General features: G+C 56.8%; 23 protein-coding genes and 1 tRNA gene. 12 read left to right on the top strand and 12 right to left on the bottom strand.

The annotated features are described in order from the left end of the window. Nucleotides 1-78 precede the first annotated feature (78 nt). A complete protein-coding gene (locus ABLN94_RS07275) occupies nucleotides 79-1,209 on the top strand; it encodes a polysaccharide biosynthesis/export family protein (RefSeq protein ID WP_352991019.1) in 1,131 nt (376 codons plus the stop codon). Continuing rightward, nucleotides 1,209-3,206, top strand: coding sequence for a capsular polysaccharide biosynthesis protein (locus tag ABLN94_RS07270; protein WP_352991016.1), 1,998 nt, complete (start codon nucleotides 1,209-1,211; stop codon nucleotides 3,204-3,206). The genes ABLN94_RS07275 and ABLN94_RS07270 overlap by 1 nt, the downstream gene beginning before the upstream one ends. Here ABLN94_RS07270 and ribD read toward each other — a convergent pair. The 6 genes from ribD to ABLN94_RS07240 form a co-directional block, all read right to left on the bottom strand. Then, a complete protein-coding gene (gene ribD / locus ABLN94_RS07265; RefSeq protein WP_352991013.1) occupies nucleotides 3,203-4,303 on the bottom strand; it encodes a bifunctional diaminohydroxyphosphoribosylaminopyrimidine deaminase/5-amino-6-(5-phosphoribosylamino)uracil reductase RibD in 1,101 nt (366 codons plus the stop codon). The two genes, ABLN94_RS07270 and ribD, sit on opposite strands and share 4 nt — an antisense overlap. Continuing rightward, complete coding sequence (gene nrdR / locus ABLN94_RS07260) at nucleotides 4,300-4,770, bottom strand: transcriptional regulator NrdR (protein WP_170324479.1); 471 nt, start codon at nucleotides 4,768-4,770, stop codon at nucleotides 4,300-4,302. The genes ribD and nrdR overlap by 4 nt, the downstream gene beginning before the upstream one ends. A gap of 121 nt (nucleotides 4,771-4,891) precedes the next feature. Next, entirely contained in the window at nucleotides 4,892-5,305 is a 414-nt protein-coding gene (locus ABLN94_RS07255; RefSeq protein ID WP_352991010.1) for a secondary thiamine-phosphate synthase enzyme YjbQ, read from the bottom strand. A 14-nt stretch (nucleotides 5,306-5,319) separates the two neighbouring features. Next, nucleotides 5,320-5,709, bottom strand: a complete 390-nt coding sequence (locus tag ABLN94_RS07250; RefSeq protein ID WP_352991008.1) for a hypothetical protein — start codon at nucleotides 5,707-5,709, stop codon at nucleotides 5,320-5,322. Nucleotides 5,710-5,799: 90 nt separating this feature from the next. Further along, the gene (locus ABLN94_RS07245) at nucleotides 5,800-6,291 is read right to left on the bottom strand and encodes a DUF4166 domain-containing protein (RefSeq protein ID WP_352991656.1); all 492 of its coding nucleotides are present in this window, start codon (nucleotides 6,289-6,291) and stop codon (nucleotides 5,800-5,802) included. Between the two features lie 57 nt (nucleotides 6,292-6,348). Further along, entirely contained in the window at nucleotides 6,349-7,023 is a 675-nt protein-coding gene (locus ABLN94_RS07240) for a thiol-disulfide oxidoreductase DCC family protein (protein WP_352991005.1), read from the bottom strand. Nucleotides 7,024-7,107: 84 nt separating this feature from the next. On the opposite strand from ABLN94_RS07240, the gene ABLN94_RS07235 reads away from it, so the two are divergent. Continuing rightward, nucleotides 7,108-8,127: a helix-turn-helix domain-containing protein gene (locus ABLN94_RS07235; protein ID WP_352991002.1), complete on the top strand. Its 1,020-nt coding sequence runs from the start codon at nucleotides 7,108-7,110 to the stop codon at nucleotides 8,125-8,127. 182 nt (nucleotides 8,128-8,309) lie between these two features. Here ABLN94_RS07235 and rpoD read toward each other — a convergent pair whose 3' ends face one another. The 4 genes from rpoD to ABLN94_RS07215 all read right to left on the bottom strand — a co-directional run bounded on the left by rpoD (nucleotide 8,310) and on the right by ABLN94_RS07215 (nucleotide 14,317). Continuing rightward, a complete protein-coding gene (gene rpoD, locus ABLN94_RS07230) occupies nucleotides 8,310-10,298 on the bottom strand; it encodes an RNA polymerase sigma factor RpoD (protein ID WP_170486845.1) in 1,989 nt (662 codons plus the stop codon). 114 nt (nucleotides 10,299-10,412) lie between these two features. Further along, entirely contained in the window at nucleotides 10,413-12,362 is a 1,950-nt protein-coding gene (dnaG, locus tag ABLN94_RS07225; RefSeq protein WP_352990998.1) for a DNA primase, read from the bottom strand. Between the two features lie 80 nt (nucleotides 12,363-12,442). After that, nucleotides 12,443-12,739: a hypothetical protein gene (locus ABLN94_RS07220; protein WP_170486841.1), complete on the bottom strand. Its 297-nt coding sequence runs from the start codon at nucleotides 12,737-12,739 to the stop codon at nucleotides 12,443-12,445. Nucleotides 12,740-12,886: 147 nt separating this feature from the next. Next, nucleotides 12,887-14,317, bottom strand: a complete 1,431-nt coding sequence (locus tag ABLN94_RS07215) for a Glu/Leu/Phe/Val family dehydrogenase (protein WP_170486839.1) — start codon at nucleotides 14,315-14,317, stop codon at nucleotides 12,887-12,889. Between the two features lie 329 nt (nucleotides 14,318-14,646). On the opposite strand from ABLN94_RS07215, the gene ABLN94_RS07210 reads away from it, so the two are divergent. From ABLN94_RS07210 to ABLN94_RS07200, 3 genes are read left to right on the top strand one after another with little or no spacing between them, the layout of a single operon-like run. After that, entirely contained in the window at nucleotides 14,647-16,542 is a 1,896-nt protein-coding gene (locus ABLN94_RS07210) for a Tad domain-containing protein (RefSeq protein ID WP_352990995.1), read from the top strand. Further along, nucleotides 16,539-17,072, top strand: a complete 534-nt coding sequence (locus ABLN94_RS07205; RefSeq protein WP_352990992.1) for a TadE/TadG family type IV pilus assembly protein — start codon at nucleotides 16,539-16,541, stop codon at nucleotides 17,070-17,072. Before ABLN94_RS07210 ends, ABLN94_RS07205 begins: the two co-directional genes overlap by 4 nt. Before the next feature lies 1 nt (nucleotide 17,073). Continuing rightward, nucleotides 17,074-17,706, top strand: coding sequence for a TadE/TadG family type IV pilus assembly protein (locus ABLN94_RS07200; protein WP_352990989.1), 633 nt, complete (start codon nucleotides 17,074-17,076; stop codon nucleotides 17,704-17,706). Here ABLN94_RS07200 and ABLN94_RS07195 read toward each other — a convergent pair. Then, nucleotides 17,654-18,133, bottom strand: coding sequence for a hypothetical protein (locus ABLN94_RS07195; protein WP_352990986.1), 480 nt, complete (start codon nucleotides 18,131-18,133; stop codon nucleotides 17,654-17,656). The genes ABLN94_RS07200 and ABLN94_RS07195 overlap by 53 nt on opposite strands. 147 nt (nucleotides 18,134-18,280) lie before the next feature. Here ABLN94_RS07195 and ABLN94_RS07190 point away from each other — a divergent pair, with 147 nt between their 5' ends. Continuing rightward, nucleotides 18,281-19,192 (top strand): pirin family protein, encoded by a 912-nt coding sequence (locus ABLN94_RS07190; RefSeq protein ID WP_352990983.1) that lies wholly within the window; start codon nucleotides 18,281-18,283, stop codon nucleotides 19,190-19,192. A gap of 5 nt (nucleotides 19,193-19,197) precedes the next feature. On the opposite strand, the gene ABLN94_RS07185 is transcribed toward ABLN94_RS07190, so the two are convergent. Continuing rightward, the gene (locus tag ABLN94_RS07185) at nucleotides 19,198-19,785 is read right to left on the bottom strand and encodes a TetR/AcrR family transcriptional regulator (RefSeq protein WP_170486829.1); all 588 of its coding nucleotides are present in this window, start codon (nucleotides 19,783-19,785) and stop codon (nucleotides 19,198-19,200) included. A gap of 100 nt (nucleotides 19,786-19,885) precedes the next feature. Between ABLN94_RS07185 and ABLN94_RS07180 the strand changes: the two genes are divergently transcribed. The 5 genes from ABLN94_RS07180 to ABLN94_RS07160 all read left to right on the top strand — a co-directional run bounded on the left by ABLN94_RS07180 (nucleotide 19,886) and on the right by ABLN94_RS07160 (nucleotide 24,612). Continuing rightward, nucleotides 19,886-20,134 (top strand): hypothetical protein, encoded by a 249-nt coding sequence (locus tag ABLN94_RS07180; protein WP_170486827.1) that lies wholly within the window; start codon nucleotides 19,886-19,888, stop codon nucleotides 20,132-20,134. A gap of 128 nt (nucleotides 20,135-20,262) precedes the next feature. Then, the gene (locus ABLN94_RS07175; RefSeq protein WP_352990979.1) at nucleotides 20,263-21,549 is read left to right on the top strand and encodes a homoserine dehydrogenase; all 1,287 of its coding nucleotides are present in this window, start codon (nucleotides 20,263-20,265) and stop codon (nucleotides 21,547-21,549) included. Nucleotides 21,550-21,618: 69 nt separating this feature from the next. Further along, nucleotides 21,619-22,602 (top strand): class II fructose-bisphosphatase, encoded by a 984-nt coding sequence (glpX, locus tag ABLN94_RS07170; protein WP_170486823.1) that lies wholly within the window; start codon nucleotides 21,619-21,621, stop codon nucleotides 22,600-22,602. A 94-nt stretch (nucleotides 22,603-22,696) separates the two neighbouring features. Next, nucleotides 22,697-24,439: a single-stranded-DNA-specific exonuclease RecJ gene (recJ, locus tag ABLN94_RS07165; RefSeq protein ID WP_352990975.1), complete on the top strand. Its 1,743-nt coding sequence runs from the start codon at nucleotides 22,697-22,699 to the stop codon at nucleotides 24,437-24,439. A gap of 98 nt (nucleotides 24,440-24,537) precedes the next feature. Next, a tRNA-Glu gene (locus ABLN94_RS07160) sits at nucleotides 24,538-24,612 on the top strand.

Genomic DNA, 24,612 nt, shown 5'->3' with positions numbered 1-24,612 from the left:
AGCTAGATGTTGTCTTACGAACCGGGTAGCCTGCGCCAAACAAAAAAACCACTCAAAGAAGACTGAGGATATCCGGCAGTGAAGCGCTTTCCAATCCGATGGATCCGGGGGATCTCTTTCGTGGCAGCAATGGGCCTCGTGGCTGCATGTCAACTGCCCAAATCGGGTCCGAACAAGAGTGAAATTCTGTCGGGCTCGACAGCGCAAGGCGGCAACGCATTCGTGGTCGAGGTTGATGATCGCGTTACGAAAGCCACTTCCGTCATTCCTCAATACGGTTTTTCTTCGGCCTTCCGATCCGCACCAAATCTGGCTGCAGATACCGTACGCGCCGGTGACGTTCTCGGCCTAACGATTTGGGAAAATGTGGATGACGGCCTGCTGTCCGGTGAATTGAGCAGTGCCACCCCCCTTGAGCAGATGCAGGTCGACAGCGACGGGTTCATTTTTGTTCCCTATGCAGGGCGCATAAGGGCAGCTGGCAACACGCCTGAGCAATTGCGCCAATTGATTACCAGCAAGTTGCAAGACCAAACTCCTGACCCTCAGGTTGAAGTGCGGCGCACCGCGGGCAACGGGTCGACCGTGTCGTTGTCAGGAGAGATCGGCGCACCGGGCGTCTACCCGATTGAGCGGCCCAGCAGAACCCTGCTGGGAATGCTGTCACAGGCGGGCGGCGTCGCCGTGGGTTCAGACATTGCGCTGGTGACATTGATCCGGGGCAATGAGCGAGGAACAGTCTGGTACGACGATCTGTTTCAGAATCCCAAACTGGACGTCGCATTGAGGGGGGGGGACCGCATCCTCGTCGAAGCGGATAGCCGATCCTACATTGCGCTGGGCGCGACAGGGCAATCGCGCGTGGCGTTCGACACGCAAGACCTGTCCGCGCTTGAGGCCTTGGCTCAAGTTGGTGGTCTGCAATCCTTGTCTTCAGACCCGACCGGGATTTTCGTTCTACGCAAGGAACGGCAGGACATTGCCCGCAACGTGATGGGACGTTCTGACCTGCAGGGAGATCAGCGTATGATCTACCTGCTAAACCTGACCGCCCCCAATGGCCTGTTTATCGCGCGCGATTTCGTCATTCGTGACGATGACACGATTTTTGTAACCGAAGCCCCGTATGCACAGTGGAGTAAGTCGATCTCACTTATCGCTGGTGGTCTGACGCCATTTGCAAACGTTGCCACACTGACGGGTGGCTGATGCAGGGTGAGCCGACAGCCGGGGCACAGCGTACCCGGCTGCTTGTCTATAACGGCGGCTTCCTAACGCAGCGCCGTATTCGGCGCATTCTTCACCTCAAAGGCTATGACATCCGCTTGGGCTTGCCCGGGGACGGCGACGTCGTTGGCATTTGGGGCAACAGCCCTACCGCGCATCGCGGACTGACCATAGCTGCCCGCCACAACGCGCCGGTCTTGCGAGTCGAAGACGCCTTTCTGCGTTCCCTGCATCCAGGGCGCATGGGCGAACCTCCTTTGGGTCTTTTGCTCGACCGATCCGGGGTTCATTTCGATCCCGCCCAGCCGTCTGACCTTGAAACCCTGCTGGCCACGCATCCGCTGGACGATACCGCTTTGTTGAACCGCGCTCGGTACGGAGCCGACAGGGTGCGCGAACTGCACCTTAGCAAATACTCTGCCGTCGATCCGACGGTCCCGCCCCCGAAACCCGGTTATGTATTGGTGGTCGATCAGGCACGGGGCGACGCCTCGGCCCGCGCCAGTGGAGGAGACGATGCCAGGTTCCGTGAGATGCTGGTCATGGCACAAGAGGAAAACCCCGGCGCCCGCGTTCTGATCAAGACACACCCGGAAACCGTTGCCGGGCACCGCAGCGGATATTTCTCGGAACAGGACGAGACCGACAGGGTTTCACTATTAGATGACCCAATCAACCCGTGGCCTCTGCTGGAAGGCGCAATAGGTGTTTACACCTTATCCTCACAGCTAGGGTTCGAAGCGATCATGGCCGGACACAAGCCCCGTGTCTTTGGTCAACCCTTCTATGCCGGCTGGGGGCTGACTCTGGATGAGGTCTACCTCCCACGCCGCCAGCGTAGTCTGACCCGCGCCCAATTGTTTGCGGCGGCAATGATCCTCTACCCAACATGGTACGACCCCTACCGGGACCAATTGTGCGAACTGGAAATCGTTCTCGACACGTTAGAGGCACAGACACGCGCTTGGCGACAAGATCACAAGGGCTGGACCGCGTCTGGCATGCGGTTGTGGAAACGCAAGCACCTGCAACAAATGTTCGGTCGCGAAAAGAAAATCCGGTTTGTTGAAACTCCGCCAAAGGCGTCAGACCGCCCCCATATGGTCTGGGCCAAACACGCTCGCGGGGTGGGAAACGCGGTCAGGATCGAAGACGGTTTTCTACGGTCCAGAGGGCTTGGCGCCCGTCTGGTCCCGCCGATTTCATTGGCTACGGACGATCTGGGTATCTATTACGACCCGACGCACCCGAGCCGGCTGGAAGAACTGATCTCCACCCGTGAGACCCTGCGCCCGGACCAAGACTTGCGAGCCGAACGGCTGGTCGCGCAGATCATCTCGGGTCAGCTCAGCAAGTACAACACTGGCGGTGACGCCCCAGCGCTGCCTGAAGGGCATCGCATCTTGGTTCCGGGCCAGGTCGAGGACGATGCCTCGATCCTGCTGGGCGCTTCTGACGTGCGCACCAATCGCGACCTTCTACGCGCCACACGTGAGGCCAACCCAAACGCGATCCTGATCTACAAGCCCCATCCCGATGTCGAAGCCGGGCTGCGTGAAGGAGCGATAGAAGACGAAGGCCTTGCCGATGTGATCGCGTCCAACACCAATCCGGCCGCTTTGCTTTCACAAGTGCAAGAGGTCTGGACCATGACCTCTCTGCTTGGGTTCGAGGCGTTGCTGCGTGGGGTCAGCGTCACAACACTCGGAGCGCCCTTCTACGCCGGATGGGGGCTAACAACCGATCTGGGAACAGTGCCTGCCCGTCGAGGGGCACGGCCATCTGTGTTGGGATTAGTGCATGCTGCGCTGATTGATTACCCGCGGTATCTGGATCCGGTCACCGGGCAACCCTGCCCCGTCGAGGTCGCATTGCAACGCCTGATCGACGGGAATACCCGCAACGGTAGCCCGTCTCTCCGCCTGCTGTCCAAACTGCAAGGCGCGTTTGCCACGCACGCGCATCTGTGGAGACGTTAACGCAACGCTCGCGCCCAACGATGCAAAATGTCCGGCCCTATGGCCCGTGTTTCGATCAATTCGAATCGAGGGGCTGCGTCCAAACTTTCCAATCCAAGCGACCCTATGGCCGGTAAACCCTCGGCACCTATTGTCAGACCGGCGCTGAAGCCGACCAGCTCATCCACAAGGTCTTCCTCCAACAGGGACGCCGCAAGCGCCGACCCGCCTTCGCAGAACACTCGTGTCAGCCCCGCCTGCCCAAGTTGTTGCAACAGATCGGTGGCGTCTATGTGGTGGTCACGCAAGGCACAGGGGATCAGTCGCGCGCCCAGCCCCTCCCACGCGCGGGCGCGTTCGGCATCCGGGGACGGGCCGTGGCACAGCCAAACTGGTATTTCGGACGCTGTGCGTGCCAGTTGGCTCATTAGAGGAATATCCAGATGCCGAGAGATGACGACCCTGACCGGCTGCGCCGCAATACCCAAATCGCGAACTGTCAGCGACGGATCATCGGCCCGTGCCGTCCCGGCCCCAACCATCACCGCATCATGGCGTGCGCGCATCGCATGGACGGCCCGCCGCGCCTTTGGTCCTGTAATCCACTGGCTGTGGCCACTGGAAGTGGCAATTCGACCGTCGAAACTGCTGGCCAATTTGAGCGTCACAAACGGACGCCCTTGTTCCGTTTTCAGAAAGAAACCCGCGTGATCGCGCGCGGCTTGTTCAGCCAGAACACCGGTGGTTACCTCAATCCCGGCCTCGCGCAGCATGGCAAAGCCCTGCCCCGCCACGCGCGGATCGCTATCCTCAATCGCAGAGACTACTCGGGCCACACCTGCCTTGATCAACGCCTCAGCACAGGGCGGCGTTTTTCCATAATGCGAGCAAGGCTCTAAAGAGACATAGGCCGTCGCCCCACGCGCGACCTCTCCGGCTTGCGCCAATGCCAGTGGTTCTGCATGCGGACGACCACCAGGCTGAGTCCAGCCGCGCCCAACAATCCGACCATCGCGCACGATAACGCACCCCACAGCCGGGTTGGGCCAACACGTACCTTGCCCGCGCTGACCCAATGACAAGGCCAGCGCCATATATCGCTTATCTGTTTCGCTCACTCGTCCGTCGAAGGCTGCGGCGGGCGCAGTTCGTGGACAAACTCCTCGAAATCATCGGCCGCCTGGAAATTCTTGTACACACTTGCAAAGCGAACATAAGCCACGGTGTCGATCCGTGCCAGAGCTTCCATGACGATCTCACCGATTTTGCTGGACGGGATATCTGTTTCGCCCATGCTTTCCAGACGACGAACAATGCCGGAAATCATCTGGTCGATCCGATCCGGCTCAATGGGCCGTTTCTGCATCGAAATGCGGATCGAGCGTTCCAGCTTGTCGCGATCGAAATCCTCGCGCTTCCCATTGGTTTTGATCACCACGAGATCACGCAATTGAACGCGTTCATAGGTGGTGAAGCGCCCCCCACAAGCGGGACAAAACCGGCGCCTGCGGATCGCGACGTGATCCTCTGCCGGGCGTGAATCTTTCACCTGAGTGTCGATATTTCCGCAAAACGGGCAGCGCATCCGCCGTCTCCTCGTCCCTGGTTCGGCCTCTTTTTGTAAGCGCTTCGGCTTACTTATCCACAACTATAGGGCAGCCGCTAGGATTTGGGTAGTCGGAATTTTTAACCGCTATATAAAGGGGTCACGTGAAATGTGCGGCCACCTTTCGTTGATGCGGCGCAGCGCGATGCTCGAACAGATAAACGCCCTGCCACGTACCCAAAACCGGATGTCCAGAGGACACAGGAATCGAAAGCGACACGGGCAATAGCGCGGCTTTGATATGTGCAGGCATATCATCCGGGCCTTCGTAGGTGTGCCGCAGATAAGACATGGATGGATGATCCGACGGCGGCACCATCCGGTCAAAGAAAGCGCGCAAATCCGTCTGAACTTCGGGGTCGGCATTTTCCTGAATGACCAGCGAACAAGAAGTGTGCCGTACAAACAGGGTCAGCAATCCATCGCTCCCGGCCGGGTTTAACCAGTGTCGCAGGTCCGAGGTGAATTCGTAAAGCCCCGGACCCTGAGTTGAAATTATGAACTCGGTCTGCATCCTTTGCTCAATCTTTAGTCGATGAAAGGTCGCGTGTTGCATCGGCCGTTGGCAGCCGAAACGGACATGCTGAAACCGGGTTGAAATCCTGCCGAGAAGACACCGCTGCTTTGCTGCGGAACACCATCAGGTGGCGTGAGAGAAAACTGAACCGCAGTTCTGCGACCTGTCGCCTCGCTTGGTCCGTATCCCCGCTTGACGTAAATCCGCTGTTGCCAACTGGCGCCCAACGTTCTGCGGGCAAAGTCAGATGCCGCACACCAATACCCATCCACATCGGTACGGCCGCGCGGGATTACCTCAAAGACCGAGTTGTTCAGAGCAACCGTCTGGTAGCCAAACCGAGCGAACGACGCTGACGCTGAAGTGGTTAGCATGAGGGCTGCAAAAAATGCGTAAGTCATAACCTTTTTCATAATCATACTCTTTCCTGTTTCGAGGTAAGCATTGAACTAGTTTACTTGGAAATCCAACAAAGGCAGATCACGATCTATTCAGTCAGGACACGTCTGGGCGCGAACAGGTGCGAGCCAACCACGATATCGGATCAATGGCCCAAGCCCCGGCATATCAGCCGATACGTCAAAGCAAAAATGCCCTGTTTCTCCTTGCCATTCTACTGTTGAAGAACGTGGCAGCAGAATATCAGGGCAACGAACTCCCAGTATACTCAGTCGTCGAATGTGGATAAAAAGGCGCCCCGCGTTGATCTCGGGCGTCAACCAAAGGGTCAGAACGCCCAGCCGTTCACAAACGCAGTCAGCGTCGTGATCAAACGTCAACTGTGATCTGGTGGAGTGCCCTTTGAAGTCCCGCACCCAATGCCACACATTCCCGGAACGGTTTATCCTGATCCGCACGGGAATGTCGTCGGCAGCCGGAGGAAATCCTCCAAACCGCAAGGCAAGCGCGGTCAGACGCCCCCGCCCCCTGATAACACTGCATCGCCCTGCATAATCGCCGGATAGGCTGTGCAGCTGACGCACTGCCGGCGGTACATCTGCCTCAGCAGATAGGGATTGAAGAAAGGGGTCGGGTTGCACTCAAAACCCCTCAGGCAAAAACCTGGATCTCAACGCCTGGTCCGGGATCAAACAGGTCTGAGAGCGTCCGAAGACTTTGTACCGATTCTGCGCAATGACGTAGTACAGCGGGTCCTTAGCCCAGACAGGAAGGAACCTGCACACCGACAAGACTGGCCAAATTCCTGGCAAGGCTCTCATCGCGGCCGCAAACGCATCTAGACCCTGATGGACCTTGCCATTCACAATGACGAGATTGGTCTCAAAATCGCGCGTTGGCAGGCCAAGTTCTCGATACCACTTTTGCCCCAGCGGTGATTGCGCTGTTGCAAATTTAAAGCGCTGCGAATTGTCTCGCGCGACTATAAACCGAAAGAAACCAGAGCACAGAACACATTCACCATCAAAAACAATGGCATCCTGGATGTCCGCCAGTTCCGTTAAGATAACGTTTTGCTTGTATGCTTGATTGGATAGATCCATCAAACCAAGTCTTCCACTCTGACCAGCGCCCGGCAATGCGACAAGAGGCCATTCAGACCCGTCTAAGTGAAGTACAAAATATGCCGGGGAGCCACCGGAATTGGTGATTTCTTTCGGGGCTCTGACCCTATCCTCTAAAAGGTGCTGACCCGACAACGACCGAAGGCTAAAGTATGTCAGCTCTTGGGTCTTGTTTTCATCCGCCAAAACCATTCGAATTCCAGTCAGGTGACAATACAGGCATCCTAAGACCACCGAAGAAGCACGGAATTCATCTAAAATACGTTGGAGAAATCCATGGAAGTCGATATCGCTCGCATCCAGCTATTGACCAAAGCGCTTGATCAACAAACGAATTGTTTCGAGGCATCTGATCGGATCCTGCAGATGTGCGATCTGACCCGTGACGCTATCGCCCCACCAGCCACGACATGCAGTTCGCACCAGGAAGCCCTGTTTGTACGCTATGCCTGCGATGCGGTAGGTGATATCACGTTTGCCGCTCAAACCGGGATGCAGTTTTCGTCGACCTCCAGTCTGACCGCGTATATCAGCAAGTACTCGCGCGACCTGCGGCAGGTGATCGAGAATACCTCGCGCTTTCACAAGATCATCGACCCTGCCATCGTTTTCACCCTGCGCCTTGCCGGAAATTTCGCCACCATCGAAGCCGAATGGAAAGACGCCAGCTTTGCTCGCTATCACAGAAGAACCGAGTTTTTGATATTCGCCGGGCTCGCCCGGATGCGGACGCTGACGCAGTTGAACTTCTATCCGATCGAGATACGGTTTCAGCACGAGGTAGGAAAAAACAGTGTTAAATTTCAAAAGATTGCAGGTTTTCCGGTTGCCTTTGGCGCTGAAAGGATGGAGATTGTGCTTGCCTTATCGGCGTTGGATTTGCCGATACCGACATACGACTCGAACCTACGCGAACATCTTTTGGAATACGGAGAGCGTGTTCTAGCCGAGAGACGCTCACCCAAGCAAAAACTGCGTGCGCAGGTCGAAGGGCTTATCACTCGGTCGATGCCTGGGACGATCATCCATGCCGACGAAGCCGCCGCCAATCTGGGAATGAGTTCCCGCACCTTTGCCCGGCGGCTCAAAGATGAGGGGGTCAGTTACCGTGATATCGTCGACGACCTCAGATGTGATTTGGCGCAAACCTTTATCACCAACGGGATGCCCCTATCCGAAATTGCCTACTCACTGGGGTATGCCGACCAGCCCGCCTTTTCTACGGCCTTCAAACGCTGGACTGGCCAGGCCCCAAGCACATTTCGCAGCCGTCTGGATATACCGGAAAGATCCTGAACTGGGTGGCCGGGGGTCATCAGCGGCACCGTCTCGCCCCGGCCTGTCCCATGAGTGGACACCAAGGATATAAAGAGCCGCAAGGTCTGCGCCTTGTGAGTTGCCGCCAATTTGATTGTTGGAACGGTCAACGTGAAATCACGTGAAGGAAAAAAGGCGCCTCACTTGAGGCGCCTTTGTCTTTACTGATCCAGGAAGGACCGCAACTTGCGTGATCGGCTCGGGTGCTTCAGCTTGCGCAGCGCCTTTGCTTCGATCTGACGAATCCGTTCGCGGGTAACACTGAACTGTTGACCGACTTCTTCCAGCGTATGGTCGGTGTTCATGCCGATGCCAAAGCGCATCCGCAGAACCCGCTCCTCACGCGGCGTGAGTGAGGCCAGAACCCGAGTGGTCGTTTCCTTGAGGTTTTCCTGAATGGCGCTGTCCAGCGGCAGCACGGCATTTTTGTCCTCGATGAAGTCGCCCAGCTGGCTGTCTTCCTCGTCGCCAATCGGCGTCTCGAGAGAGATCGGCTCCTTGGCAATTTTCATCACCTTGCGCACCTTCTCCAGCGGCATCTGCAGCTTTTCAGCCAGTTCTTCCGGCGTCGGCTCACGACCGATCTCGTGCAGCATCTGACGACCGGTCCGAACCAGTTTGTTGATCGTTTCGATCATGTGGACCGGAATACGGATCGTACGCGCCTGATCCGCGATCGAGCGTGTGATCGCCTGACGAATCCACCAAGTCGCGTAGGTCGAGAACTTGTAGCCGCGGCGGTATTCGAACTTGTCCACCGCCTTCATCAGGCCAATGTTGCCTTCCTGAATAAGATCAAGGAATTGCAGACCACGGTTCGTGTACTTTTTGGCAATCGAGATCACCAGACGCAGGTTGGCCTCGACCATTTCCTTCTTGGCTTGACGCGCCTCTTTCTCGCCCTTTTGAACCTGCTGCACGATGCGGCGGAATTCTGGGATATCAAGGCCGACATACTGACCGACCTGAGCCATGTCGTTGCGCAACTCCTCGACCTTTGCGGTCGAGCGTTCGATGAACATCTGCCAGCCCCGGCCCGGCTTTTCGGCCATCTCGGCCAGCCAGTTCGGATCCAGTTCGCGGCCACGATAAGCGTCAATGAATTCGCGACGGTTGATACGGGCCTGGTCGGCCAGTTTCACCATCGCACTGTCCAGAGACATGACGCGGCGGTTGATACCGTAGAGCTGGTCGATCAGTGCTTCGATCCGGTTGTTATGCAGGTGAAGACCATTCACCAGTTCGACAATCTCGGCGCGCAGCTTCTGGTAAGTCTCTTCGTCTTGCTCGCTGAAGGTGCCATCTTCGTTCAGCGTTGCGGAAATCCGGCTGTCCTGCATTTCGCTGAGTTGCGCGAAGTCGGTCGAGATGCGCTCCAACGTGGTCAGAACCTGATCCTTCAGCGCGGCTTCCATCGCGGCCAGCGACATGTTGGCCTGATCGTCGTCATCGTCATCGTCGTCGTTGTTCAGCGGATTGCCGTCAGCATCCAGCTCGGGGCCGGTGTCCTTGGCAGGCTTGGCCGCCTGCACTGCCGAAGTGTCGACAACGGGCTCTTCGACATCTCCGTCTTCGTCCATCTGGTTGCCGAAGGTCGCCTCCAGATCAATAACGTCGCGCAACAGAATGTCTTCTGACAACAATTCGTCATGCCAGATGGTGATCGCCTGGAAGGTCAGCGGGCTTTCGCACAGACCGGCGATCATGGTGTTGCGACCGGCCTCAATCCGCTTGGCAATGGCAATCTCACCTTCGCGGCTCAGCAACTCAACCGACCCCATCTCGCGCAGATACATGCGCACTGGATCATCGGTGCGGTCCAGCTTTTCTGTTGCAGCGCCAGCCAGTGCAACCTCACGGTTGCTTTCGGTGGTCGTCAGCTCAGTCGAGCCTTTGTTCTCTTCTTCTTCGGCTTCTTCATCTTCGATGATGTTGATGCCCATTTCGGACAGCATCGACATAACGTCTTCGATCTGTTCCGAGCTGACCTGATCCGGCGGCAGAACCTGATTGAGCTGGTCGTAGGTGATGTAGCCTTTCTCGCGGGCCTCGGCGATCATCTTCTTGACCTGGGCCTGGCTCATATCCAGCGAGATTTCCTGTTCCTGCTCGTCGGATTTGCGATCTTCGGTCGTGTCTTTGGCGGCCATTCAATGCTCCTGCAGGGATGGGTGATTCGTTTGTACCGAATCATTAGCGCGTAGAAGTGATTCGGCCACCCGTTTACCTGTTTTTCTTTTCCAGTGCCTTACGAAAACACCAGTTTAGCGGCGTTTTCGTTCGAAATTGATCCCGGACATGATTGCCTTGAACGCGTCTTTCTCGTCGCGGTTGATTCGCGCCCCGTTGTCGGCGACGTCAAACACGGCCCTGTCTTCATTTTGGCTGCGACTTGTCCGATTGCGCTCTTCGGCGGCTTGCGCCAACCGGTATGTAAGCGCCTCATCAGCCAGATCAGACAGTTCCTCCGCCGCTTCGGCAATCTCAGCATCCAACCCCCGGAGCGCTTTGATCTTTGCGAGTTCCTCGGCCAGTGTCATCTCGGCCTTTTCAACGTCGCCCGGTTTGTACACACAGGGGATAACTGCGACATGGCGAAGGGCCAGCAGGTTTTCAAGAGCATCCGGCCCCAAAGTTTCGGCAATGTGGTCTTTCAAGTTGTCCGGATCGTCAATTGCGTGGCGCAGAATGGCATGACGCAGCGCAGCGTGATCCGGATCACGGCATTCCATCTCTTCCAATTGGTGCTCGAACTGAATGACCACTTGCGGGTTCAACGCAGCGATAGCGAGGATAGCGGATTCGCGTAGTTGGATCTCGGCATTTTCTGACGAAGCAAGGAAAGATGCGCGCGCTCCGGGCGATGCAGGCTGCTTCTGTGGTTGCCACTTACCACGTGGCTGCCACTGACGGTTTTGAGGCTGGCGTTGAGGACGGAAAAGCTGCCAGCGCAGGTCCTTAATCTCCTGCCCGTAGTGCGACCGGATCGACGGATCGCGGATCAGCTTGATCTTGTCGCGCAGGGTCTTGTCCAAGGCCGCCTTACGCTCGGGGCTATCAAAAACCTTGCCTTCGGTTTCGCGCTGCCACAATAGTTTGACCATCGGGATCGCCCCATCCAGCACAGCCTGCACTGCCCCGGCACCTTCGCTCCGCAGCAGGTCATCCGGGTCCTTGCCTTCGGGCATCAAGGCAAACCGCAGGGATTTTCCGGCCTCCAACAGCGGAAGGGCCAGATCAACCGCACGCATTGCGGCCCGCAGCCCCGCCGTATCACCATCCAGCGCAATGATCGGTTCGTCCGAAATGCGCCATAGCAATTGCAACTGATGTTCGGTGATCGCAGTGCCCAACGGGGCCACCGACGCACCAAACCCCGCTTCGGACAACGCGATCACGTCCATATACCCTTCGGCAACGATCAAAGGCTTACCCTTCCCTGCCGCCTGCCGCGCGGGACCGTGGTTATAGAGGCTACGGCCCTTGTCGAACAGTTCGGTTTCGGGCGAGTTCAGGTACTTGGCGTTGTCGTTCGGATCCATCGCCCGACCGCCAAACGCAATACAGCGACCGCGCGGATCGCGGATTGGGAACATGATCCTATTGCGGAAAGTGTCATAGGGCTTTTTGCCCTTGTTCGAAGGCTTCGCCAACCCTGCGGCAAGGATCAGATCTTCCTCTACGTTTTTGCCACGCAGATGATCCCAAAGCGCCTGCCAACCATCTGGCGCGAACCCGATCTCCCACCGCTCCAAAGCCTGCGCGTCCAAGCCCCGTCGGTTGAGGTAGTCGCGGGCAGCGCCCCCTGCCCCGGTTTTCAATTGCAGGCGGAAGAATTGAACCGCCTGCTCCATCACCTCGGCCAGTTGCGATCGGCGGTCCTGTTTCTCTTGCGCTCTTGGATCGCGCTCTGGCATAGGCATCCCAGCCTCGCGCGCCAGAATCTCGACCGCTTCGATGAACGAGACGTTCTCGGTCTCTTTCACAAAGCTGATCGCGTCGCCTTTGGCGTGGCACCCAAAGCAATAATAAAACCCCTTCTGGTCATCGACGTGGAAAGAGGCCGTCTTTTCGTGGTGGAACGGGCACGGCGCCCACATGTCGCCTTTGCCTTGGTTGGATTTGCGCGCATCCCACGTGACTTTACGCCCAACGACCTGAGACAGGCTCAGACGGGTGCGAAGTTCATCTAGAAATCCGGGGGGCAAAGACATTCGTCAAACCTGCCAGAAATGAAAACGCGCGCCAAGGGGATGGCGCGCGGTTGTCCACAGAGAAATCGCAACCCTGTGGATTATTGCTGCAAGCACAGTTCAAGCCAAGCCGCACCAAGATCCTTTTTACGCACGTCGCGCATCTTTTGTTCGTACACCCAAGGCGTGATCAGGGGGATTGCGGCATTGTAATTTTCCGGCCACGTTGGAGACGAATCCGCGACGGCTTGGGGCACATCGCGTTCCTTGACCTTATCCAAACGAGCCTGCTGGATCGCCGCAACGACATCGGCCTGATACTGGCAGCTTTGTTCTTTGGTTTCTTCGGCGGCCAGCGGTGTGGCCAGCAGAAGGGCCGCAAAAGCGGTACGCAACATGGGGGTCTCCCGGAATCGTTTCGTTCGCGGCAGTTTACTTGCCCAACGCACCGACTGCTATTACCCTTTTTACCGCGCACCTCCTACAAGGGCCTAGCGGCAACAGGGGCAATCAAGTCGAAACCGGATTGCCCCATGAGCCACGGATCAGAGACCCTTGGCCCGGTAGCTTTTCGAGACGCGGTCAATGGCTACGATATAGGCCGCAGTCCGCAAATCCTCGACATCGTCGCGGCTATGCCAGACCTCGCGCATAGACTGGTAGGCGATGCGCATCGTGTCATCCAGACCCGAACGCACGAGTTCCAGTTCATCCGCGCCCCTGAGATACTTGGTCTTGAAATCCGGGGTCATCGACCATGCGTCACCCAGATAGCGGTCCAACCGCTCTAACTCGCTGACGATCAGTTCGTGGCGCGCCTCTTCCTGTCGACGCTGCATTCGGCCAAAGCGGATGTGGCTGAGGTTCTTGACCCACTCGAAGTAAGACACCGTCACACCACCGGCATTTGCATACATGTCGGGAATGATGACCGTGCCCTTCTTACGCAGGATTTCATCTGCACCCGCCGTCACAGGACCATTGGCCGCCTCGATGATCAGAGGTGCCTTTATCCGCTCTGCATTGGACAGGTTGATTACACCCTCAAGCGCCGCCGGGATGAGGATATCGCATTCTGCTTCAAGAACCGCGCCTCCCTCGGCCGAATGCGTCGCATCCGGATAATTGCTGACCCCACCGTGCTTCACAATCCACTGACGCACGGATTCAACGTCGATCCCGTCGGGGTTATACAGAGCGCCGTCCCATTCGATGATGCCGACGATCCGCGAACCGTCCTCTTCGCTCAGGAACTTGGCCGCGTGGTAGCCCACGTTGCCCAGCCCCTGCACGATGATGCGTTTGCCGTCCAGCTTGCCTGACAGGCCCGCCTTCTGCACATCCTCGGGGTGGCGGAAGAATTCGCGCAGCGCGTATTGAATGCCCCGTCCGGTCGCCTCGACACGCCCCGAGATACCACCTGCATTCAGCGGCTTGCCCGTCACACAGGCGCGCGAGTTGATATCCGTCGTGTTCATCCGCGCATACTGGTCAGCGATCCAAGCCATCTCACGCTCACCCGTGCCCATATCCGGTGCGGGCACGTTCTGAGAAGGGTTGATCAGATCACGCTTGGCCAACTCGTAGGCGAAACGACGGGTGATCTGCTCCAGCTCATGCTCTTCATATTGGCGGGGATCAATGCACAATCCGCCCTTCGAGCCGCCAAACGGCGTTTCAACCAGAGCGCATTTGTAAGTCATCAGCGCCGCCAGCGCTTCGACCTCGTCCTGGTTCACCGCCAAAGCGTAACGTATACCGCCCTTGACCGGCTCCATATGCTCAGAATGGACCGAACGATAGCCGGTAAAGGTGTGAATCTCCCCTCGCAGTCGCACACCAAACCGTACGGTGTAGGTGGCGTTGCAGACCCGGATCTTTTCTTCCAGCCCCGGAGGCAGGTCCATCAGGGAAGCCGCCCTGTTGAACATGAGGTCTACACTCTCGCGAAAGCTGGGTTCTTTAATGGCCGTCATTTAATCCTCCGTGCCAGCGAACGACTTACGTTCTGACGATTTGTCGCACCCTATGCGTAAACGATCAATATTTAAGCAGAAATAAAACCCGAAAAAGATGACGAACATTCCCGGACCAACGCTGAGTCGAAACTCTCGGCCCACACCGCCGGAATTGTCGACCATTCGATAACAGAACCACCTGAGGCCCCAAATTATCCAGCTTTTACCCGCAAACCAGTCAATTCAGTGGCTTTTTCGCCCAAATCCCGCCACGTTTCGACGTTAATTTTCGGTTAAAATTTCCTTGGCAGTTTGGATGTCTGCTCAGCGAGGTCGTCAATATGATAATGCGCGTATTTAAGTGCAGCACTAAGAAATTTGAGCAAGCAGCCTCATCGGCTCATCGTTTCTCGCAAAACGAAGATGGTGGGTCGTTCACGATCTTTGTGGTACTCGGTTTTGTCCTCATACTTGCGACCGCCGGTATCGGCGTGGACATAATGAACTTTGAGCGCGACAGAGCAAGCCTCCAGGGTACGCTGGACCGTGCAGTTCTTGCAGCGGCAAACGTCAAACAGGAACTCCCCCCGAAGGAGGTCGTCATATCCTATATCGAGAAGTCCAACGTCCGGGGCAAGCTTGTGGGAGAACCTGACGTTGACGACAATCCTGACATTGGATCAAGAAAAGTTACCGCACATGCTGAAGTCGACGTCAAAACGCACTTCATGCATTTTTTTGGGTATCCGACGCTGAAGGCTTCGGTCACAAGCGTTGCAGAAGAAGCCATCGGGTCTGTCGAAATCTCTCTGGTTCTGGACATCTCCGGTTCTATGAGACATGCGTCCGCAACGACATTGAAAGACGACGCTGGAAATCTTATCGACTTAAATGGGAATGAAATTCCGGAGGGCGGCAATCCCGTCTACCTGACGAAGCTTGCAGCGCTTCAAGACGCAGCCACAAAATTTGTGGCTGCGATGTACGAAAAAGAGAACCCCGAAAAGATCTCAATCTCAATCATACCCTATTCACACCAGGTGAATGCAGGAGCAAATCTTCTAAGCAATATGACAGGGGTAACGACAGAGCACACTTACTCGCACTGCGTGGATTTTGAGGAAGCTGACTTTAATGAACATTATATCGACCCGGCGCGAACGCTCAACCGCTCTGCGCATTTTGACTTCGACAACTATGGCGACAGTTACACATCTGAATCCTCCGATCCTTATAACTGTCTAACCCGAGCGGGCAGTTCCATCACCCCGCTTACAAATGTCATCGACGACCTGAACAAGCATATTGCAGCGCTGACTCATGGAGGAAACACCTCAATTGATACCGGTGTCAAATGGGGTGCCGCGTTACTGGATCCCCAGTTTAAGCCAGTGATTACCAAACTGTCGCAGCAGAACGCTGATCCAAATGTGCAGCTCGACGAAGACGGTTACGTCAAAGGGACGGACAAACAATTACCCAAGAAAGTCGTTCCGCCGGAATTCAGCGACCGGCCAAAGGCCTATGAATCCAATGTCAAAAAAGTCTTGATTGTCATGACCGACGGCCAAAACACTTCGAGTTGGGAGATCAATGACGACTATCGCAGCGGTTACTCGGATGTTTGGTACAACCCCAACTCAGAACATACAAAGCGGCACTGCAAGTACTATTGGAGCAGGAGACAGCAAAGATACGTTGAATACGACTGCCAAAACACAACTGCTTCCGGCGAATACAGCGTTCGTATTTCGGAAAATCCGCCTGAATATTTTTATACCCGGCAGGGGACTAGAGGACACACCACACCCTTTGAAGAAGAAGGCACCCCTGAAGGAGAAGGCAACTCCGTTCGCCTGACTTATCCGGAATTGTGGAATCAGGTAAACCTCGACTGGAATGCCAGGTGGAACTACGGTCAATGGTACGGGATATCTCAAAGCTCAACGAAATGGCACTCCAACGCCTACAGCACGATCAGCTCAACCACTAAAGACACTCGAACGAACAATATCTGCGCCGCCCTCAAGACAAAGGACGTCGATATCTATGGCATTGCCTTCGAAGCACCAGAGGCTGGCGCTACAGTAATCAAAAATTGCTCCAGCGGCGAAGGCTTCTTTTTCAAAGTCAAAGATGGCGGCTCTCTAGATGACGGCACTGAAGAAGGCGATAATCTTTCGCTGGCACAGGTGTTTCAAACCATCGCTGCGTCCATTAAACAACTGAGGCTGACGCAATGATGCGTAACGTGCTGAAAAATGTGGTGCGGTTGAAACGGACTGAAGACGGATCGATGACCGTTGAGTTCGCCATATGGTTCCCGCTGTACATGTTTTTTATTCTGGGCGTCATCGAATACTCGCTGGTCACAATTCAGCAGTCGATGCTGGATCGCTCCATGGATTTGGTCGTGCGCAATATTCGCCTTGGGATCAACCTGGAAGACACAAAACATGATACCATCAAGGATGCCATCTGCGACAAGATGATCGTGATGCAGAAGTGTTCTGACAATTTGTTGCTGGAGATGATTGTTCAGGATCCATTTAACGGCGTGAATCTTCCTGTCGCCCCGACTTGCGTTGACAGAGAGGAAGAGGTTCAGCCTGTCACCGAATTCCAACCCGGTGGATCGAACGCACTGATGATTTTACGCGCTTGCGCAAAGATCGACCCTGTTTTCCCGACGACAGCAATGGGGCGCGCTGTGTCAGGCGATGACGGTTTGGTCACGCTTACGTCGACGACCACCTTTGTTCAGGAGCCTTGAAATGACGCGTCACTCTTCTGGCATCCGACGCCTATTTGGCGGATTTACAGGCCGAGAAAACGGTAGCCTGACCACGGAGTCGGTTATTGTATTCCCCATTTTCGTGTGGGCCATCACGCTTACATATACCTATTTCGACGGTTTTCGCGAAAGCACCGCCAACCTGAAAGCCGCATACACGGTAAGTGATTTGATTTCGCGTGAGGGGGAGGTCGAACTCACCGACGCCTACGCGTTGTCCATGTATTCGGTATTCAATCGAATGGTGAGAGACAATTCTGCCCTGAAAATGCGCTTGTCATATATCAGGTTCGTTGAGGGAGCGGAGGGTGAAGAGGATACCCATTCCGTCCTTTGGACGACGCGTTGCGGATATAACACTGCCTGGACCGACGACAACGTAAATAAATTGGCGGCCCATCTTCCAGAGATGGCGGACTTGGACACTTTGATCGTTGTGGAAACGTCGAAAGACTATGTTCCGCTCCTCACGACGGGTTGGCTGAATAGAGACCACAAATTCAATAACCTGATTTTCACGCGGCCGCGTTTTGCTCCTAAGATTGAGAGCGACTTTTCTCCTACGTTCTGTCCGCAGGATTTAGCATCAGAGAATGCAGCAACTGGAGCATAAATTTGGCTTCGGCGGCGGTTGTCATTCCGCCGACGCCGACTCGTCGACCCAGCCGCCACCATAACCCCGGTGCCCAACTGTTTTCAGCGCTCTCCTTGGTTTTTAAAAGAAATCCATTTGAAGGCTTGAACGCAAACACACCTTGATCGATGGCCTCTATATCCTCGACCTTCGCTATCAAGCGCCCTGTCCCGGTTCTGAGCTCGGTCTGAGTCAGTTCTATCGAGTCATTCGTCGCCTTCCACATTCGCTGCGCCAGCCAGAAGGCCGCGCCACCGACGGCCAGCAAGAAAACCTGCCACACAGGCTCCGGAGGTTGCGCGAGGGCGACATACAAAACCAGCACACCAACGGTGCTGAGCATCCCCACACCTAACCAACGTCTGGCGGATGAAGGCCGAATTGTTGCCAGTACGTCTTGTTGCATGTGAACCCCAGCTGTTTTTCCTAGGGTGTAGCGGCTTTGATCCCGAAATGACAGAGGGGCATATTTTCGCACATTTAGCGTTCTTTTCTGCTGATTGACGCAAGTTTTAGCAAGCATACATGCTGCGCGTAGCTTCAGGAGATCAACATGTCTTTGAGACCGACTTTAGAGACCCGAAAAGCCATGCCTACAATGGAGGGCGCAGGCGTCAAACTGCATCGCGCTTTTGGGTTTCAAGACCCATCGGAACTCGACCCGTTCTTGTTGTTTGACGATTTTCGCAATGATCGCCCGCAGGATTACCAGGCCGGCTTCCCCTGGCACCCCCATCGCGGGATCGAAACGATCACCTATGTCTTGGCCGGTTCGGTCGAACACTCGGATTCGTTGGGCAACAGTGGAACGCTGGGTGCCGGTGATGTTCAGTGGATGACGGCGGGATCAGGCATTTTGCATCAGGAGATGCCGACAGGAAACCAATCCGGTCAGATGCACGGATTCCAATTGTGGGGCAACCTGCCCTCAGCGCAAAAGATGACATCTCCGCGCTATCAGGATGTGCAGAGCAAGGACATCCCGGAAATCATTGATGACGATGGCACAACAGCTCGTGTGATTGTAGGAGAGTTCTGGGGCAAGACCGGGCCAGTGGACGGAATTGCCGCTGACCCACAATACCTGGACATTCGAGTTCCTGCGGGGGTTCGAAAGACCTTTCGGATCGACACCTACCGTCGCGCCTTTGCCTATGTATTTGAAGGTGAGGCTGCATTTGCAGACGCTTCGAAACCTGCTGGCGCTCTTCTGGAAAAAGAAGTCGCGGGCCAAGAGGTGAATATCCGTGACATGTCCGGTGACCGGACGCTTGTTCGTTTCGGCACGGGTGATGAGATCACGGTACAGGCTGGCCCTGAGGGCGTGCGCTTCCTTCTGATCTCAGGTGCGCCGATTGCCGAGCCTGTGGCCTGGCATGGGCCGATCGTGATGAACACTCGGACGGAGTTGGAGCAAGCCTTTCGAGAACTGCGCAACGGTACATTCATTCGCCCTGCGCACTAAACCTTTCAGGTCGAGACAGATCGGCGGACCATGTCCCAGTAGACCTGCTCGACCTCATCCAGTGAAAGGCGACCACCTGCGCGATACCAGGTCATTACCCCGTTCAGCATGGCAATTACCGCGAGGGTGGCGATCTTGGTATCCGCGGTATCGAAGACCCCAGCACCCTGCCCCTTACGTAGGATGGCCTCAAGTGCGTCTTCGTAACTGCGACGCAAGGCTTCGATTTCCGAAAAATTCTCGGGTGTCAGGTTGCGCAACTCCATGTATGCGATGAAGACTTCGTCCGGACGCTGCATGTGAAAGCGGATGTGAAACCCGACAAACTGGCGCAGCGCTTCGGAAGCATCGGCAGGCTGGTCCAATTGGTCATAGGCCGACAACAAATCCTGCATATGCTCGTGCATCAAACGGTACAGTAGGCTCTGCTTATCCGGCGTGTAGTTGTATAACGCTCCCGCTTGCACACCTACTTCTGCCGCGATCTGGCGCATGGACACCGCAGCATAGCCATGGCGAGCGAACAGCCCAAGGGCCGCCTTGCGGATGCGCGGGCCGGTGATATCGGAATGTGAACCTTGCGTACGTGCCATCGGGCCACAATATCTGAACGTATGTTCAAATAGAACCCCGCTTGAACCAACACTGTAAAAGGTGCATCACAGGTGCACTCGTACCTTGAAAGGGTTCTGCATGAAGCCTCTGCCTTTTCTGATCCTGTCCCTCGTCTGCGCTGGATGCGCCGACTTTCCGGAATTGGAGGGGCGCGAGCTACCGGAACTCCAATCAGCCCGTTACCCGGCGCTTATTCCCCTGCAGGAAAATCTGGGGCCTCCGGTTGATCCGGTGAACGAAGCCGCCGAAGTCGAAGAAGACTTGACCGCGCGGCGCGAAGCGCTTGAGAAAAAGTCACAAGAGCTCCAGAACGCGGAAATCAACTGACCGAATCTAATTCCGGGCCCGCCCGGGACCGCGACGCATTGCACCCTAGCGCCGAACCCGTTAAGGCAGCGCTGAACGGGCGACAGGCCCGATACCACGGAAATTTCGAGCGGAAAGGAACCCACGGGATGACACAGGCGCTGCGGCTGGGAATTGCGGGCTTGGGAACGGTTGGCGTGGGTGTCGTGAAGATCATCCGGCGCCATGCGGACCTATTGCAGGCACGTACGGGTCGATCGGTCGAGATCATCGCCGTATCAGCACGCGATGCGAACAAAGACCGTGGTGTGAACCTGTCGGACTATGCATGGGAAACCGACCCCGTGGCTCTGGCCAAACGCGACGATATCGACGTGTTTGTCGAGTTGATCGGCGGTGACAATGGCCCGGCGAAAGCCTCGGTCGAGGCGGCGCTTGCCACCGGCAAGGACGTCGTCACAGCGAACAAGGCTCTGCTGGCAATCCACGGTCAAGAACTGGCCGAAAAGGCTGAGGCCGCAGGACGTGTGATCCGATTCGAGGCGGCGGTTGCTGGCGGTATTCCGGTCATCAAATCCTTGACTGAAGGGCTGGCCGGGAACGAGATCACCCGCGTAATGGGCGTGATGAACGGTACTTGCAACTATATCCTGACTCGGATGCAGTCGCAGGAGTTGGGCTACAACGCTCTGTTCGAAGAATGTGCCCAGCTCGGGTATCTTGAGGCCGACCCGAATCTGGATGTGGGCGGCATCGACGCAGCGCATAAACTGGCGCTGCTGTCCTCAATCGCCTTTGGCACCAAACCGAATTTCGACGGCATCCAGATCGAAGGTATCCAGCAGATTACCTTGGAAGACATTCATCAGGCCGACGACATGGGCTATCGCATTAAGCTACTGGGCGTTGCACAACGTTCGGCCCGCGGGCTAGAGCAGCGCATGCAACCGTGCCTGGTGCCCAGTAGTTCGCCTCTGGGTCAGCTGGAAGGTGGCACCAACATGGTGGTTATTGAAGGCGACGCGGTCGAGCAGGTTGTCCTGCGCGGTCCCGGTGCAGGCGAAGGCCCCACTGCCAGCGCAGTGATGGGCGACGTCTGCGATCTAGCGCGTGGTCTGCAAATCCCAACCTTTGGACGGCCCGCGACTTCGTTGAAAGACGCGAAGCCTGCCGTAACCGGGTTGCCTGCGCCCTACTACCTGCGTCTTGCCCTGTTCGACAAACCCGGCGCGCTGGCCAAAGTGGCCGCCATTCTTGGCGATGCGGGCGTTTCGATTGACCGGATGCGTCAGTACGGGCATTCCGAAAGCACCGCACCGGTTCTGATCGTCACTCACAAAACCACACGCGCTTCGCTTGACGTGGCCCTTGACGGGTTGCGTGAAACCGATGTTGTGGCCGGAGAACCCGTCGCATTGCGAATTGAAGAGGTTTGACCCTTGCGGCCTGCATGAAACGCAGGCTATGCCGGACAAAACGCCTTTACTGACCTGAGGATACCAAACATGAGTGCTGCCAAAGTAGATTTCAACGACCGACTGCTGTCGCTGGGCCTTGCACGTGTCGCAGAACAGGCCGCGCTGGCTTCGGCCTCTCTGGTCGGTCGCGGTGATGAAAAAGCCGCCGATCAGGCAGCCGTGAACGCGATGCGCGAGCAGCTAAACTTGCTGGATATCGCAGGCGTCGTGGTCATCGGTGAAGGCGAGCGCGACGAAGCACCCATGCTATACATCGGCGAAGAGGTTGGCACCGGGCAAGGTCCTGGTGTGGATATCGCTCTGGACCCGCTGGAAGGCACCACCCTGACCGCGAAGGACATGCCCAACGCGCTTACCGTTATCGCTATGGGACCGCGCGGTTCGATGCTGCATGCACCGGACGTGTACATGGACAAGCTGGCCATCGGTCCGGGCTTTGCCGAGGGTGTTGTCAATTTGGATATGACGCCGCGTGAACGGGTTGAAGCGCTGGCCAAAGCCAAGGACTGTGAACCCGCCGACATCACCGTTTGCATTCTGGAACGCCCACGTCACGAAGCGATGATTGCAGAAGTGCGAGAAACCGGAGCTTCGATCCGTCTGATCACTGACGGCGACGTGGCTGGTGTCATGCACTGCGCCGAAAGCGAAGAGACCGGCATCGACATGTATATGGGCCAAGGTGGCGCGCCCGAGGGCGTTCTGGCCGCAGCTGCGCTGAAATGCATGGGTGGTCAGATTTTCGGCCGCCTGATGTTCCGCAACGATGACGAACGCGGCCGCGCTGCCAAAGCAGGCATCACCGATCTGGACCGTGTGTATTCTCGGGATGAGATGGTGACAGCCGATGTGATCTTTGCCGCGACTGGCGTAACCGGCGGATCGCTGCTGCCACGCATTAAGCGCGAGCCCGGTTGGGTTGAGACCACCACGCTGCTGATGCGCTCGAAAACCGGCTCGGTTCGCCGTATGTCGTACCGCACGCCGATGTGGCCGCACACTGAAGCATAAGCGGCTTGCGCCGCTGCTTACGGCTAGAGTATTTGTAAATTGAAAATGAGGCCGGGTCCGCAAGGGTCCGGCCTTGGTGCATGAGAGGCAGGCCATGAGCTTTCTTGGGGTAGAGCAATCCTTGAACGGGCGGCGTTGGGTGGGACCGTCAGCTGAGACCGAACGGGCCACTGAGATGTTGGTCCAACAGGCTGGCCTGCCCCGTGCAGTGTGTCAGGTTCTGGCGCGACGTGGGATTCCGGCAATGGAGGCTCCGGGTTTTCTGGAACCCAAACTGAAAGAACTGCTGCCCGACCCCCGATCTATGAAGGATATGGAAAAGGCCGCGACGCGATTCCTGTCTGCGGCTCGGAACAAACAACGGATTGCGGTTTTCGCGGATTACGACGTGGACGGCGGCAGCTCGGCGGCCCTATTGCTGGTTTGGCTGCGGCAGATGGGATTGCGGGCAACCCTGTATGTGCCCGACAGAATCGACGAGGGCTACGGTCCTAACGTTCCAGCCATGAAGGAATTGGCCACCACACATGACCTGATCATCTGTGTCGACTGCGGCACACTCAGCCACGAACCGATAGCGGCTGCAAACGACACCGATGTGATCGTGCTGGATCACCATTTGGGCGGCGAAACCCTGCCCGACTGTGCCGCTGTCGTGAATCCGAACCGGCAGGATGAAAGCGGCGATCTGGGGTATCTCTGCGCTGCCGGAGTTGTTTTTCTGATGCTGGTCGAGGCCGGGCGTCAACTCCGTGAGGCTGGGGTCAAGGGCCCGGACCTGATAGGCCTGCTGGACCTAGTGGCGTTGGCGACCGTAGCGGATGTGGCGCCCCTGGTCGGTGCGAACCGGGCGTTGGTGCGTCAAGGGCTTAAAGTCATGGCCCAACGACAAAGGCCGGGTTTGGTGGCGCTGTCGGATGTGGCGCGCATGGATTCGGCACCCAACAGCTATCACCTCGGGTTCCTGCTTGGCCCACGTGTGAATGCAGGTGGGCGAATTGGTCAGGCCGATCTGGGCGCGCGACTACTGAGCACAGATTCGATGACCGAGGCCGAGGCGTTGTCTCAACGGCTAGATGAGTTGAACACCGAACGCCGCGATATCGAGAATGCCGTTCGCGCCGCTGCTCTGGAACAGGCCGAAGAACGCGGTCTGGACGCGCCCTTGGTCTGGGCCGCAGGAGACGGCTGGCATCCCGGCGTGGTCGGCATCGTAGCCTCGCGCCTGAAAGAAGCCGCGAACCGGCCTGCAATTGTTATCGGCTTTGACGGGGATGAAGGCAAAGGTTCAGGCCGGTCGGTCTCGGGCGTTGATCTAGGCGCGTCGATCCAGCGGCTGGCTGCCGAAGGTCTGCTGGTCAAAGGTGGCGGCCACAAGATGGCCGCCGGGTTGACCGTGATGCGCGATCAGCTAGAGCCCGCGATGGAACGACTCCGCGAATTGTTGTCCAAACAGGGCGCGGGCGAAGGTGGCCCGGCCGATCTGAAACTGGACGGAACTCTGATGCCCAGTGCAGCCACAGTTGACCTGATCGAACAGATCGAAAAGGCCGGTCCGTTCGGCGCCAGCGCCCCTGCCCCACGCTATGCTCTGCCTGACCTTCAGGTCCGCTTTGCAAAACGTGTCGGTGAATCTCATCTGAAACTATCCCTATCAGACGGAGTCGGTGCTGGATTGGACGCCATCGCCTTTGGCGCGTTTGACGGACCGATGGGTGAAAAGCTGTCCAATCACGGCGGCGCGCGCTTTCATTTCGCCGGGCGGCTAGAGGTCAACACTTGGGGCGGGCGGCAAAGTGTGCAACTGAGGCTCGAGGACGCGGCGGAGGCAATTTAGCCCCAAATTCCGGCCTGATAAAAAACTTTCACATCCCTGCATTTTTCGGCTTGCGGGGGGGGGAGGTAAACCGTAAAAGGCCCTCCACAAGCCAGCGTGGCCCGTTCGTCTATCGGTTAGGACGCCAGGTTTTCAACCTGGAAAGAGGGGTTCGATTCCCCTACGGGCTGCCA

The organism is Ruegeria sp. SCP11 (assembly GCF_040329455.1).
GTDB classification, from domain to species: Bacteria; Pseudomonadota; Alphaproteobacteria; order Rhodobacterales; family Rhodobacteraceae; genus Ruegeria; species Ruegeria atlantica_E.
Note: the sequence above shows the minus strand (reverse complement) of the source record. Positions and strands in the feature narration are given on the sequence as shown.